9 protein-coding genes are annotated in these 13,804 nt (G+C 68.1%); 5 read left to right on the top strand and 4 right to left on the bottom strand.

The window, feature by feature from the left end; translation table 11 throughout:
* Positions 1-35: 35 nt before the first annotated feature.
* Positions 36-1,198 (bottom strand): IS3 family transposase gene (locus OCU_RS31370; protein ID WP_085977638.1). Its coding sequence is split into 2 segments (ribosomal slippage): positions 36-904 and positions 904-1,198, totalling 1,164 coding nucleotides; the frame shifts between segments, so codons are not numbered across the junction.
* Between the two features lie 386 nt (positions 1,199-1,584).
* Between OCU_RS31370 and OCU_RS31360 the strand changes: the two genes are divergently transcribed.
* Positions 1,585-2,826 carry a cytochrome P450 gene (locus OCU_RS31360; protein WP_008254689.1) on the top strand — a complete coding sequence of 414 codons (1,242 nt, stop codon included), beginning with the start codon at positions 1,585-1,587 and terminating at the stop codon, positions 2,824-2,826.
* Positions 2,826-3,407 carry a TetR/AcrR family transcriptional regulator gene (locus OCU_RS31355; RefSeq protein WP_008254688.1) on the top strand — a complete coding sequence of 194 codons (582 nt, stop codon included), beginning with the start codon at positions 2,826-2,828 and terminating at the stop codon, positions 3,405-3,407. The genes OCU_RS31360 and OCU_RS31355 overlap by 1 nt, the downstream gene beginning before the upstream one ends.
* 121 nt (positions 3,408-3,528) lie before the next feature.
* Here OCU_RS31355 and OCU_RS31350 read toward each other — a convergent pair whose 3' ends face one another.
* Together OCU_RS31350 and OCU_RS31345 are read right to left on the bottom strand one after the other, a co-directional pair.
* On the bottom strand, positions 3,529-4,668 hold the full coding sequence (locus OCU_RS31350) for an acyltransferase family protein (protein ID WP_009953175.1): 1,140 nt from the start codon (positions 4,666-4,668) through the stop codon (positions 3,529-3,531).
* On the bottom strand, positions 4,665-6,368 hold the full coding sequence (locus OCU_RS31345) for a DEAD/DEAH box helicase (protein WP_009953174.1): 1,704 nt from the start codon (positions 6,366-6,368) through the stop codon (positions 4,665-4,667). The genes OCU_RS31350 and OCU_RS31345 overlap by 4 nt, the downstream gene beginning before the upstream one ends.
* Positions 6,369-6,467: 99 nt before the next feature.
* Between OCU_RS31345 and OCU_RS31340 the strand changes: the two genes are divergently transcribed.
* Both OCU_RS31340 and OCU_RS31335 read left to right on the top strand, forming a co-directional pair.
* Positions 6,468-7,070: an LppP/LprE family lipoprotein gene (locus OCU_RS31340; protein ID WP_036390547.1), complete on the top strand. Its 603-nt coding sequence runs from the start codon at positions 6,468-6,470 to the stop codon at positions 7,068-7,070.
* 60 nt (positions 7,071-7,130) lie between these two features.
* Positions 7,131-10,562, top strand: coding sequence for a TM0106 family RecB-like putative nuclease (locus OCU_RS31335; protein ID WP_014379477.1), 3,432 nt, complete (start codon positions 7,131-7,133; stop codon positions 10,560-10,562).
* Here OCU_RS31335 and OCU_RS31330 read toward each other — a convergent pair.
* The gene (locus OCU_RS31330; RefSeq protein WP_020188814.1) at positions 10,559-12,571 is read right to left on the bottom strand and encodes an MFS transporter; all 2,013 of its coding nucleotides are present in this window, start codon (positions 12,569-12,571) and stop codon (positions 10,559-10,561) included. The two genes, OCU_RS31335 and OCU_RS31330, sit on opposite strands and share 4 nt — an antisense overlap.
* Positions 12,572-12,844: 273 nt before the next feature.
* Between OCU_RS31330 and OCU_RS31325 the strand changes: the two genes are divergently transcribed.
* Positions 12,845-13,624, top strand: a complete 780-nt coding sequence (locus OCU_RS31325) for a hypothetical protein (RefSeq protein WP_029385054.1) — start codon at positions 12,845-12,847, stop codon at positions 13,622-13,624.
* Positions 13,625-13,804 lie beyond the last annotated feature (180 nt).

Below are 13,804 nucleotides of genomic sequence, written 5' to 3'. Positions count from 1 at the left end.
TGCCCCGAGTTCAGTTGACTCGCGGGGTGTGATTTTCAGGCCGCGGTTGCGACTGGTGTGTGGAGCAGTTCGAACTCTATCGGGGTGAGCCTGCCGAGTGCGCGTTGCCGGCGGCGTCGGTGGTAGGTCCGCTCGATCCAGGTCACGATCGCCAGGCGTAGTTCGGCTCGGGTGGACCAGCGTCGCCGGTCGAGCACGTTGCGTTGCAGAAGGGCGAAGAACGACTCCATGGCGGCGTTGTCTCCGCACGCACCGACCCGGCCCATCGATCCGTGTAACCCGTTGTGCGACAGTGCGTGGACGAATTTTCGTGACCGAAATTGGCTGCCCCTGTCGGAATGAACGATCGTCGCGACAGGTGCGCGAAGCGCCACGGCGTGATCCAGGGCGGCCACCGCCAGCGAAGACTTCATTCGCGAGTCGATCGAGTAGCCCACGATCCGGTTGGAGTGGACGTCTTTGATGGCGCAGAGGTAGAGCTTGCCTTCGTCGGTGCGGTGCTCGGTGATATCGGCCAGCCAGACCTGGTTGGCGGCCGGGGCGCCGAACTGACGCTGGACGAGGTCGTCGTGGACCGGTGGTCCGGATCGACGGTTTAGTCCACGTTTCTTGGCGAAGATCGACCAGATGCGCTCCTGGGAACACAGCCGTGCGACGCGGTTCTCACCGGCGGTGATCCCGCGCCCGGGAAGTTCGTCTGCGATGAATCGGTAGCCGAATGCGGGGTCGTCGGCGTGGATGTCGCGGGCGGCGTTGATCAGGTGCGCATCGTCCCAATCTCGCTGCGACAGCGGTGCTTTGCGCCATTTGTAGAACGCCTGGGTAGAGAATCCCAAGACCCGGCAGGTCACCGTAACAGGGATCCCGTCAGCGGCAAGGTCGAGGACCAGCGGGTACATCATTTTGGGTTAGCGTCCCGGGACAGGTAGCCGACCGCGCGGCGCATCACCTCGGCCTCCTGCTCGAGGAGTTTGATCCGCTTGTGCGCCTCGCGCAGCTGCGCGGCTACATCGTCAGCAACGGCAGATGGCGTGCTGGCCCGGTCGCCACCGTCTTGGCGGTCGGCGATCTTGAGCCAGCGGTGCAAGCAGGCTTCCGAGATGCCGAAGTCCTTCGCGATCTGGCGCAGCGGCGCCTCGCCCTTGCGGGCCACAGCGATGACGTCGGCTCGGAACTCGGCAGGAAACGGTTTCGGCACGAGCTGATCCTTCCAGCGAGGACGAATCCTCACAGGTCAGGAGTCAACCAAACTGGGGGCAGTCCCCCCCGCCGCAGACCGATACGCAACGGCCGCGGAACTCAAATCAACCCTGACTGATTCCGACATCACCACACCACGCGGTTAACCGCGACACCCCAGCGTCTCACCTTCTGCGGGTTTTGGCGCGAAAACAGTGTTAATAAGCGCGGTGCACCAACTAGCGCGACTAACTACTTTCTCAACTTCATGACGGATTCGCCAAGCGTTCGCCATTCCTGTGAGAAGTTCGCCATGCAAAATGAGAACCTACAACTGCCCGGCTGGCCGGGCGCTGGGCTCGCCGGGCGGTTGACATATCTCGGCTGCTGTCGTACGAATAAGACATGGCTGCTGTTATGTCTCAGAACGCACCGGTCGCCTTCCAGCTCGCGACCGCCGCCACCTGGTCGAACCCGTGGCCGATGTACCGCGCTCTGCGCGACCACGACCCCGTACACCACGTCGTTCCGGCGAATTCGCCCGAGCATGACTACTACGTGTTGTCGCGGCACGCCGACGTGTGGGCGGCGGCCCGCGACCACGAAACCTTCTCCTCGGCCAAGGGCCTGACCGTCAACTACGACGATCTGGAACTGATTGGCCTGCAAGACAATCCACCGTTCGTGATGCAGGATCCACCGGTGCACACCCAGTTTCGCAAGCTGGTGTCGCGCGGGTTCACGCCGCGACAGGTCGAGGCTGTGGAACCCAAGGTGCGGGAATTCGTCGTCGAGCGCATCGAGGGGTTGCGCGCGGCCGGCGGCGGTGACATCGTCACCGAGCTCTTCAAACCGCTGCCGTCGATGGTGGTCGCGCATTATCTCGGTGTGCCCGAAGAGGACTGGGTGCAGTTCGACGGCTGGACCCAGGCGATCGTCGCGGCCAACACCGCCGAGGGCGGCGTCGCGGGGGCGCTGGAGACCGTCGGTGATGCGGTCGGGTCGATGATGGCCTACTTCACCGGCCTGATCGAACGTCGTCGCACCGACCCCGAGGACGACACGATCTCCCACCTGGTGACCGCGGGGGTGGGCGCCGACGGTGACGTCGCCGGCACGCTGTCGATCCTGGCGTTCACATTCACAATGGTGACCGGCGGCAACGACACCGTCACCGGCATGCTCGGCGGCTCGATGCCGCTGCTGCACGAGCGTCCCGATCAGCGAAAGTTGTTGGTGGACAACCCCGAATTGATCACCGACGCTGTCGAGGAGCTGCTGCGGATGACCTCACCGGTCCAGGGGTTGGCGCGCACGACCACCCGCGAGGTGACGATCGGCGACACCACCATTCCCGCCGGGCGCAGGGCGCTGCTGCTGTACGGGTCGGCCAACCGCGACGAACGCCAATACGGGCCCGACGCGGCCGAACTCGACGTGACCCGGTGCCCGCGCAACATTTTGACGTTCAGCCACGGCGCGCACCACTGCCTGGGCGCCGCCGCGGCCCGGATGCAGTCCCGGGTGGCGCTCACCGAGCTGCTGGCCCGATGCCCCGACTTCGAGGTCGACGAATCAGGGATCGCCTGGGCCGGGGGCAATTACGTGCGGCGGCCGCTGTCGGTGCCGATTCGTGTGGGGTCCTGATGCCGGGAAACGACTGGCTTTCCGCGCGGCGCAGCGAAGCGGCCGCCGACCGGATACTCGACGCGGCCGAGGAACTCTATACCCAACGCGACTCGGATTCGATCGGCATGAACGAAATCGCCAGGGCCGCAGGGTGTTCCCGAGCGACGCTGTACCGGTATTTCGAGAATCGCGAGGCATTGCGCACCGCGTACGTGCACCGCGAGACCCACCGGCTCGGCCGCGCCATCCTTGCGCGCACCGGCGGCATCGAGGACCCGCACGAAAGACTGGTCGCGAGCATCCTGGTCACCTTGCAGATGGTGCGCGAGAGTCCCGCGCTGGCGTCATGGTTTGCCACGACGCGCCCGCCGGTCGGCGGCGAGTTGGCGGGCCAGTCCGACGTGATCGCGGCCCTGGCGGCGGCGTTCCTGAACTCGTTGGGAGCCGATGATCCCGCGGTGGTGGAGCGCCGGGCGCGCTGGGTGGTCCGGGTTATCGTGTCGATGCTGCTGTTCCCGGGCCACGACGAAGCCGACGAGCGGGCGATGATCGAGGAATTCGTCGTGCCGATCGTGGCGCCGGTGTCCGCCCGCGGCTAGGCGCCGCCGGATTCGTCACGCTCCCGGGCCGGAAGCAATGTCCTCAGCGCCCGCCTCCCAGCGACAACGTCGGCTCGGCGCGCTGCGCAATGCGCTTGTCGCTGGGAGGTGGGCAAAGGCGCTAGTCCCGAACCCGCGTGAAACGGTGCAGCAGCCACGCCAACGGGATCGTCAGCGCCAGCGTCGCGACGAACAGATAAAGCATCGGCCCGGTGTAGACGCGCGCGCCCACCACGTAGTCCATCGCGAATTCCATGGTGATCAGGTGGATCAGGAAGATTTCGTAGGAGATGTCCCCCAGCCACACCATGGGGCGGCTGGCCAACAGCCGCGAATACCATCCGTGATCCCCCAGCGCCAAGGGCGCCACCGCCAGTGCGGCGATCACGGCATAAAAACAGGTCTTGAACAACGCCTCGCTCAACGTCGCCGGGGAGGTGGTGGGCGCGCCGGCGATGGGTGTGGACGCGATGAAATAGCTGATGATCGCCAGCGGGATGGCCACAAACCCGTACGCGCGCACGCCCATCTCCTGCAACACGGTGAGCATCATGCCGGCGAGGAACCAGGCCAAATAGGTGGGCAGCCACAGCCGGGCGCCGTCGGGGAACCAGTGGTCGGTGTGCACGAGAACCAGCCACGCCGGGCTGATCAACGCCATCGCCGCCAGGGCGCCCAGGACCAGCTTCGGCTGCCATTGACGCCGGCATATCAACACCAGCAGCAGGTAGGCCAGCAGCGGGAGGATGACGTAGAACGAGGCCTCCACGGCCAGGCTCCACATCTGGGTCAGCCCCTGGTGCAGATACTTGCCCAGGTAGCCGTTGCAGTAGATCTGGGTCAGCGTCAGGTTGCGCGCCAACCCCAGCCACGAGTGCCCGGGGTTGGGCCCCGCCTCGCGGAAGTGGTACAGCACGTAGGCGAACAACACCGTGACGACGTACGCGGGCATGATGCGCCGAACCCGGTGCCACGCATAGCGACTCAGCGACGGCGGCGGGCCGCCGGTTGCGCCGGACTTCACCCACGGGCGGAACAACAGGTAACCGGACAGCACGAAGAAGATCGGCACCCCGATCTCCATCCGGGAACCGACCAGGCCCCAATAGCCGTGGGTGTATTTGCCGGTGGTGTAGGCCGCGTGGGTGCCGACGACGAGCAGCGCGGCGACGGCCCGGACGCCCGTCAGCGAGGCGACGCGGTCGACGCGCGAGGTCTGCTCGAGTCCGCCCTGGGCGTCCTGTTCTTCGGACAGCGTCATTCGCCGTGTTTCCTGCGCGGTTTCCCGCCGTCCCGGCCGCCGCGGGCCTTGGCTGAGGACCTGTCCGGCTGAAGGTTGATCAACACCCCCGAGATGCGGGTCCGCTCAAGCCTTTTGAACGTCGACTTGGGCAACTTGGCCGGCAGTTCCACCAACGAGAAGTCCGGGCCGATCGCGATGTGGCCGAAGTCGCTGCGATGCAGCCCTCCCTCGTTGGCGATGGCGCCCACGATGGCGCCCGGACCGATCTTGTGGCGCTTGCCCACCGCGATGCGATACGTGGCGAACGGCCGTGTAGACCTTGGCTTTTCGGGGCGGTCGCGGCGTTCGGTGCGCCGCTCGCGACGCTCGGGCGGAGGTTCGGGCGCCATCAGGAATTCCTCGCCGTCGCGGGATTGCAGGGCCAGCGCGGCGGCGATATCGGCCATCGGGGTGTCGTGCTCGCGTTCGTAGTCCTGGACCAGCTTGCGGAACAGGTCGATGCCGGGGGCCCCGAGCGCGGTGGTGATCGAATCGGCGAACTTGGCCACCCGTTGCGCGTTGACGTCCTCGACGGTGGGCAAGGCGGTTTCGGTGAGCGTTTGCCGCGTGGCCTTTTCGATCGCCTTGAGCAGGTGGCGCTCTCGCGGCGAGACGAACAGCAGCGCGGTGCCCGAACGTCCGGCCCTGCCGGTGCGCCCGATCCGGTGCACGTACGACTCGGTGTCATGCGGGATGTCGTAGTTGAGCACGTGCGAGATCCGCTCCACGTCGAGTCCGCGCGCGGCCACGTCGGTGGCGACCAGGATGTCGATGCTGCCGTCCTTTAGGGCGGCGACGGTCCGCTCGCGCTGGCCCTGCGGGATGTCCCCGTTGATGGCCGCGGCGGAGAAACCTCGCGCCCTTAGCTTTTCGGCGACTTCCTCGGTGGCCTGTTTGGTTCTGACGAAGACGATCATCGCCTCGAACGGCTCGACCTCGAGGACCCGGGTCAGCGCGTCCATCTTGCGGGGACCGGCGACCTGGATGTAGCGCTGCGAGATGTTCTCGGCGGTCGCGGTTTTCGCCTTGGTGCTGACCTCGAGCGGGTCGTGCAGGTACTTGGTGGTGAGCTTGCGGATCGCGGGCGGCATCGTCGCGGAGAACAGTGCCACCTGCTTGTATTCCGGGGTCTCCGACAGGATGCGATCGACCTCTTCGGCGAAGCCCATGGTGAGCATCTCGTCGGCCTCGTCGAGCACCAGGTAGTCGACGTGGGACAGGTCCAGCGTCCCCCGTTCGAGGTGGTCGATCACCCGGCCGGGCGTGCCGACCACCACGTGCGCCCCGCGCCGCAGCCCGGCCAGCTGCACGCTGTAGGACGAGCCGCCGTAGATCGGCAGCACGTTGATCTTGGGCAGGTGGGCTCCGTACCGGCTGAACGCCTCGGCGACCTGCAGGGCCAGCTCCCGGGTCGGGGCGAGCACCAGGGCTTGGGTGGCGGTGCTGGTGACGTCGATTTTGGACAGGATCGGGATCGCGAACGCGGCGGTCTTGCCGGTGCCGGTCTGCGCCAGCCCGACCACGTCGGAGCCCGCCATCAGCGCCGGGATCGTCGCGGCCTGGATGCCGGTGGGTGATTCGTAACCGACGTCGGCGACCGCCCGCAGCACCGAGGGGTGGATCTGCAGGTCGGCAAACGTCGTAGAGGCAGCCCCGGTCGAGCTGTCTGAGAGGGTCATCGCCCAAGAAGTCTAGTGGTGACCGGCTGTCCGGCGGTCCGCGTGATCATCAGCACAGCCGAGCGGGCCTCGGCCACGCCTGCCACACCCGCGGCGCCGATGACGGTACGGTGCGTCGATGTGTGGTCGCTACCGTGTCGTACCGAGCCACTGACCTGCTCGGCCGCTGTTGCATTGATCGCCGCCACGTTGACCGGCTGCGGTTCAGGAGATTCCACAGTCGCAAAGACACCGCAGGCAAGGACTTCTGAGACCCCGTCGATCACGGCCCCGGCCACGCCATTGCCGGCCGCCCAGCCCGGCAACGCGCCACCGGCCGATCCATGTGCGGTCAACCTCGCCTCGCCCACCATCGCGAAGGTGGTGTCCGAACTGCCACGCGACCCGCGCAGCCAGCAGCCGTGGAATCCCGAGCCGCTGGCCGGCAACTACAACCAGTGCGCGCAGCTGTCAGCGGTGATCATCAAGGCCAACACCAATGCGGTCAGCCCCACCACCCGCGCGGTGCTGTTCCACCTCGGTCAATTCATCCCGCAGGGCGTCCCCGACACCTACGGCTTCAACGGCATCGACCCGGCGCAAACCACGGGCGACACGGTGGCGCTGACCTATCCGGGCGGGATCCAGGGCCTCAACACCCACGTGAAGTTTCATTGGAACGGCAACGCCGTCGAACTGATCGGCAATACGCCCGCGCACTGATCCCGGGCACGCCCGCCCGGCGCGACCATCGTGTCGGAGCCCTGTCCTACAGTGGCTCCAGTGTTCGTGACCGGCGACAGCATCGTTTACAGCGCGTCGGACCTTGCCGCCGCCGCCCGCTGCGAATTCGCGCTGCTGCGGGATTTCGACGCCAAACTCGGCCGCGGGCCGGCGACCGCGATCGAGGACGAACTGCTCACGCGGACAGCCACCCTCGGCGACGAGCATGAGCGGCGCGAGCTCGCCCGATTGCGCGAGCGATTCGGCGATGCCGTCGCGGTCATCGGCCGCCCGGCCTACACACCCGCGGGGCTGGCGGCGGCCACCGACGCGACGCTGCGCGCCGTCGCCGACCACGCCCCCGCGGTGTATCAGGCCGCGATGTTCGACGGCCGCTTCCTCGGGTTCGCCGACTTTCTGGTCCGCGACGGCGAGCAGTATCGGGTCGTCGACACCAAGCTGGCCCGCTCCGAAAAGGTGACCGCGCTGTTGCAACTGGCCGCCTACGCCGACGTGCTGGCGGCCTCGGGTGTGCCCGTCGCGCCCGAGGCCGAACTGCGGCTCGGCGACGGAACGGCCGTGCGGCACCGCGTCAGCGACCTGGTCCCGGTCTACCGATTGCAGCGGGTGCGGCTGCAGCGGCTGCTCGACGACCACCATGCGAGCGGCGCCGCGGTGCGATGGGACGACGAAAGCGTGGCCGCCTGTTTTCATTGCCCGTCGTGCATCGAGCAGCTGCGCGCCGCCGACGACGTGCTGTTGGTCGCCGGTCTGCGGGTAAGCCAGCGGGACAAGCTGTTCAAGGCCGGCATCACCACCGTCACCGAACTTGCCGCCCACAGCGGGCCGGTTCCCGAGCTGGCCGCGGGAGTCGTCACCGCCTTGACTACCCAGGCGAAACTGCAAGTGCGCCAACGCGATACGGGCGTTCCGCAGGTCCAGGTCATCGACGCGCAGCCGCTGGCGCTGCTCCCCGAGCCGGACCCCGGTGATTTGTTCTTCGACTTCGAAGGCGACCCGCTGTGGACCGCCGACGGCCGCGAGTGGGGCCTGGAATATCTGTTCGGCGTCTTGGAGGCCGGGCCTACGGGCCGGTTTCGCCCGCTGTGGGCGCACAACCGGGCAGACGAACGCAAGGCGCTGACCGATTTCTTGGCGATGGTGGCCAAGCGGCGCAGGCGCCGCCCCAACATGCACATCTACCACTACGCGCCCTACGAGAAGACCGCGTTGCTGCGGCTCGCCGGGCGCTACGGCGTCGGCGAGGACGAGGTCGACGAACTGCTGCGCAGCGGCACGCTGGTCGACCTTTATCCGTTGGTGCGCAGGAGCATTCGCGTCGGCGCGGAGTCATTCAGCCTCAAGGCGCTCGAACCGCTCTACATGGGGTCCCAACTGCGCGCGGGCGACGTGACCACGGCGACCGGTTCGATCACCTCCTACGCGCGCTATTGCGAACTGCGCGCGGAGGGCCGCGGCGACGAGGCCGCCTCCGTGCTCAAGGAGATCGAGGACTACAACCACTACGACTGCCGGTCGACACAGGAACTGCGTAACTGGCTGATGTTGCGCGCCTATGAATCCGGTGTCGTACCGATCGGCGCCCAGCCCGTCGGCGACGGCAACACCGTCGAGGACCGCGACGAACTGGCGGTGACCCTGGCGGCGTTCACCGGGGCCGCCGGCATCGACGAGCGCACCCCGGAGCAGACGGCGGTGGCGCTGGTGGCCGCCGCGCGCGGCTACCACCGCCGCGAGGACAAGCCCTTCTGGTGGGCGCATTTCGACCGGTTGAACTTCCCGGTCGACGAATGGGCGGACAACACCGACGTTTTCGTCGCCCACGAGGCGTCCGTCAGCGTCGACTGGCACACGCCGCCCCGGGCGCGCAAACCTCAGCGACGGCTCGAGCTGCGCGGCGAGTTGGCGCGCGGCGATCTCAAGAGCGACGTCTTTGCGCTGTACAAACCGCCGGCGCCGCCCGGCATGACCGACAGCCCGGACCGGCGGGCGGCCGGACGGGCCACGGTCGTCGAGGCCGACGACCCGGCGGTGCCCACCACGGTGGTCGTCCTCGAACGAGTCGGCGGCGACGGCAAGCCATTTCACCAGCTTCCCTTCGCGCTGACGCCGGGCCCGCCCATTCCGACCACGGCCCTGCGGGAGTCGATCCAGGCGACCGCGGCCGCGGTCGGCGCCGGGTTGCCGCGTCTGCCCGACAGCGCCATCGTCGACGTCCTGCTGCGCCGCGCGCCCCGCACGCGCAGCGGCGCTGCCCTGCCGCGCGGCGGCGAAACCTCGAACATCACAGCCGACATCACCGCCGCGCTGCTCGATCTGGATTCGTCGTACCTGGCGGTGCACGGGCCGCCGGGCACCGGCAAGACGCACACGGCCGCGCGGGTGATCCAGCACCTGGTCACCGAGCACCGCTGGCGCGTCGGTGTCGTCGCGCAATCGCACGCCACGGTGGAGCACCTGTTGGACTGCGTGATCGATGCCGGCCTGGATCCGCAGCGCGTCGCGAAGAAGCGTTACGACCACCAGGCTCCGCGCTGGCAGGAGATCGACGGCGGGGCGTACGCGGCCTTCCTCGCCGATACGCCGGGCTGTGTGATCGGCGGCACCGCATGGGATTTCGCCAACGCCAACCGGATACCGCCGGGGAGTTTGGATCTGCTGGTGATCGACGAGGCCGGCCAATTCTGTCTGGCCAATACCATCGCCGTGGCCCCGGCCGCCGCGAACCTGCTGCTGCTCGGAGACCCTCAGCAGTTGCCGCAAGTCAGCCAGGGCACCCATCCCGAGCCGGTGGACACCTCGGCGCTGGACTGGCTGGTCGACGGCCGGCGCACCCTGCCCGACGAACGTGGCTACTTCCTGGACCTCTCCTACCGGATGCACCCGGCCGTCTGCGCCGCGGTCTCGGCGCTGTCCTACGAGGGCAGGCTGCGCTCCCACGAATGCACCGCCGCCCGCCGCCTGGACGGGCATCGGCCGGGCGTGCAGCTGCTTTCGGTTGAGCACCAGGGCAATTCGACCGAAAGTCCCGAGGAGGCCGACGCGATAGCCGCCGAGATCGGGCGACTGCTCGGCGCGTCGTGGACCGATGAGCACGGCCGCCGGGCGTTGACGGCCGCCGATGTGCTGGTGCTGGCGCCCTACAACGCCCAGGTGGCACTGCTGCGTCGCCGGTTGAGCTCCGCCGGGCTCGGCGGGGTGCGGGTGGGGACCGTCGACAAGTTCCAGGGCGGACAGGCGCCCGTGGTGTTCATCTCGATGACGGTGTCCTCCATGGACGTGGTACCGCGCGGAATCTCCTTTCTGCTCAACAGGAATCGACTCAACGTGGCGGTCAGCCGGGCCCAATATGCAGCGGTGATCGTGCGGTCGCCGTCGTTGACGGAGTACCTTCCCGCCACACCCGCGGGGCTGATCGATCTGGGCGCGTTCTTGGCGCTCACCCAACCCGATCTGCGCGGAGGCGCCTAATTGCCCGACGAGTGCCGGCCGTGACCGGTGGGATCGTCGTCGGGATCGGGGCGGTGGTGCTGGCCCCGCAGCGGGTCGCCGTCGGTGAAGTGGTGACCCGACGGACCCCGGTGGGGGCGGCGCGGCGGTCGGGTGAGCCGGTCGACCGGCGGGCTGGGCGTGACCGAGCGCCGCACCGGCACCTGACGGAGGCGCTTTCCGCTGTCCAGATGAGACCCGTTGTGGGCAAATCCAATTGGCTGTGCCCGCGCAACCGGCTCGTCGAACACACGGTGCCACGAATCGTCCGGGCCCCGATGCCGCACCCCGGCGGGTGGCGTGGCCGCCGCATGAGCACGTTCCCCTGACGGCGGGTTGCCGCGCCCGACATCGGGTTCGCGCACGAGGACGAACTCGACGTATTCGTCGTCGTCGTAGTCGTCGTCGACGATGTCATCCTCGTCGGGCCCGAAGGGGTCGCCGCCCCGGCCGGTGCGGGACCAGGGCGCGAAGCCCACCAAGAACAGGGCGGCAATGATCCCGAACAACGCGATGAACGCCGGCAACAGCACCGACTGCGACATCGCGGCGGCAAACGGTTCGCGCAGAAACCGCGGCAGTTGCAACGTGGCGGCGTCCTCGTCGATGCCCCCACCGGCGGGCCGCCGCGGCATTTCGGCGGTGATCCGCCAGGTCATGAACGCGGCCATGCCGGCGCTGCCGAGCACCGCGCCGAGCTGGCGCACGGAGTTGTACACCGCAGAGCCCGCACCGGCCAGGTGCGCCGGCAGGTTGCGCGTCGCGGTCGCGGTCAGCGGCGACCACACGAACGCCATGCCGACGCCCATCGCGAAGAACGGCAAGACCAGCCGCCAGATCGGGGTCGTCGGCGACATGTCGAAGGTCAGCCAGGTCAGCGCGATCGCCAGCACCGAAAAGCCGAAACCGAGCACCGGCCGGGGATGGTAGTTGTCGACGATCTTGCCGACGAACGGCGCGAACACCCCGTTGGCGATCGCCATCGGCGCGATCAGCAAGGCCGAGCGCGTCGGCGACAGCCCGCAGACGGCCTGCGCGTAGAACGTCAGCGGCAGCATCATCGCCGTTGCGGTGAACGAGACGATGGCGACCCCGACGTTGCACAGGCTGAAGTCGCGGTCACCGAAGATCACCAACGGGATCAGCGGCTCGTGGGGGTTCACCGACTGCCAGAACACGAACACCGTCATGAACCCGAAGCCCGCGACGATCAACGCCCAGATCCACGGCTCCCAATGCGCGGCCTGCCCCTGTTGCAGCCCGAACACGATCAAGAACATGCCCACCCCGGACAGCCCGACCCCGATCAGATCGAACCGGTGTGACTGGGTGGGCAGCACCGGGATCAGCCAGTACGCCAACGCCAGCCCGATCACGCCGACCGGGACGTTGACGAAGAAGATCCACTGCCAGCCCAGCCCGTCGACCAGCACACCGCCGGCCAGCGGGCCCACCAGGCTGGCGGCTCCCGCGGTGGCCCCCCACAGGCTCACCGCGATGCCGCGCCGCTCCGGCGGGAAGATCCGGGTGATCGTCGACAAGGTTTGCGGGGTGAGCACGCCGGCTCCGATACCTTGCGCGACGCGGGCCGCGATCAGCATGGCGGCGCTGCCCGACAGCCCGCACCACACCGAGGAGACGGTGAAGACCACCAGGCCGATCAGGTACAGGTTCTTGGGGCCGAACCGGTCGCCGAGGCGGCCCGCCACGAGCAGCACGACGGCGTAACCCAGCAGGTAGGCGCTGGTCACCCAGACCACGGTGTCGTAGCCGATGCGCAGGTTGGCCATGATGGTCGGGTTTGCGATCGCGACGATGGTCGAGTCGACCATGATCATGAAGAAGCCGATCATCATCGCCCAAAGCGGGTTCCAGGGATTCTGCGAGTGCGGCGAGCTGCGGGTGATGAAATCCCAATGATGGGCGGCCCGCGCCGGCCCGGAACCCGCACGCCGCTCACCCCCGGGCATGCGGGGCGCAGCCGTGGTCATCCACCCCACCTCGTTTCGCTCCCGACGATGCCGTTACGCCGCATCGGCCCGTCCGGTCGATCGGCCTGAACTCCCAGGTCATCGACCGCGCGCGCGGCGAACCGTTCACCACGACGACCGGCCGGCGGCACGGCCGTCGCAGACATCCAGCCTGCATTATTCCCGGCGGCGCAAGAGGGCCGGCAGCCACGGATCCGGTGGGCGTCGATAACGGCGTCAGGATTTGCCGCGGGCACGTTAGCCTGAAAGAACCCCATTTGCAGGAGAGACACTATGCGGGCCCGACGGAACAGGTCGCCGAAGCGGTTATTCACCATGGCCAACGCGGGAGAGGCGCCGACCGGCAAGAACGGTCGACCCAAGATGTCCGCGCGGGCGTTGGCGCAGGTCATCGAGCGCAGCTCGCGGATACAGGGCCCCGCCGCCGAGGCCTATGTGACCCGGCTGCGCAACGCCGATCCCGATGCCAGCCCGGCCGAGATCCTGGCCAAGCTGCAGAAGCGCTACGTGGCCATGGTGACGGCCGGCGGCGTTGCGGTGGGAGCCGCGGCGACCGTCCCCGGAATCGGCACGTTGAGTGCCCTGTCCGCGGCGGCGGCGGAAACGGTGACGTTCCTCGAGGCCACCGCGTTCTTCGTGTTGGCGGTCGCGGTGGTCCACGACATTCCGGCCGATCACCGGGAACGGCGCCGCGCCCTGGTGCTGGCGGTGCTTGTCGGTGACAACAGCGAGCAAGCCGTCACGCAGTTGATCGGTCCGCGGCGTACCAACGGCGGCTGGATTTCCGAGAGCCTGGCCGCGCTTCCGCTGTCGTCGATGTCGGGACTGAACTCGCGGCTGCTCAAGTCGTGGGTCAGGAAGTACACGGTGCGGCGGGGCGCCCTGTTGTTCGGCAAACTGCTGCCGGTCGGGATCGGGGTTGTGGTGGGAGCGGTCGGCAACTACCTCGCCGGCAAGAAGATGGTCCGCAACGCCAACCGGGCGTTCGGCCCCCCACCCGGGCGCTGGCCCCGCGCGCTGCATCTGGTGCCCCCGATCCACGAAGCCGGCTGACCCGCCCCGGGGCGCCCCGGTCGCCCTGGCAGATTGGTGGCGAGAGGTTAGCCTTTATAGGGCGGCAGCAATGGGTACCGCCATGGATATGAGGTGCTCGGCCCGCCGGGCAGACGAGGGTGCAGGCACCGCGCGATAGCTGCGGTGGCCCTGTAGGACAAAGGGATTGAGGCGAACTGC

It is taken from the genome of Mycobacterium intracellulare ATCC 13950, from assembly GCF_000277125.1.
GTDB classification, from domain to species: domain Bacteria; phylum Actinomycetota; class Actinomycetes; order Mycobacteriales; family Mycobacteriaceae; genus Mycobacterium; species Mycobacterium intracellulare.
Note: the sequence above shows the minus strand (reverse complement) of the source record. Positions and strands in the feature narration are given on the sequence as shown.

Bases quoted from the DNA above. Each gene is read 5' to 3' on its own strand.
- OCU_RS31360 (WP_008254689.1), top strand. From the start codon at position 1,585: ATGGCTGCTGTTATGTCTCAGAACGCACCGGTCGCCTTCCAGCTCGCG.
- OCU_RS31355 (WP_008254688.1), top strand. From the start codon at position 2,826: ATGCCGGGAAACGACTGGCTTTCCGCGCGGCGCAGCGAAGCGGCCGCC.
- OCU_RS31350 (WP_009953175.1), bottom strand. From the start codon at position 4,668: ATGACGCTGTCCGAAGAACAGGACGCCCAGGGCGGACTCGAGCAGACC.
- OCU_RS31345 (WP_009953174.1), bottom strand. From the start codon at position 6,368: ATGACCCTCTCAGACAGCTCGACCGGGGCTGCCTCTACGACGTTTGCC.
- OCU_RS31340 (WP_036390547.1), top strand. From the start codon at position 6,468: ATGACGGTACGGTGCGTCGATGTGTGGTCGCTACCGTGTCGTACCGAG.
- OCU_RS31330 (WP_020188814.1), bottom strand. From the start codon at position 12,571: ATGACCACGGCTGCGCCCCGCATGCCCGGGGGTGAGCGGCGTGCGGGT.
- OCU_RS31325 (WP_029385054.1), top strand. From the start codon at position 12,845: ATGCGGGCCCGACGGAACAGGTCGCCGAAGCGGTTATTCACCATGGCC.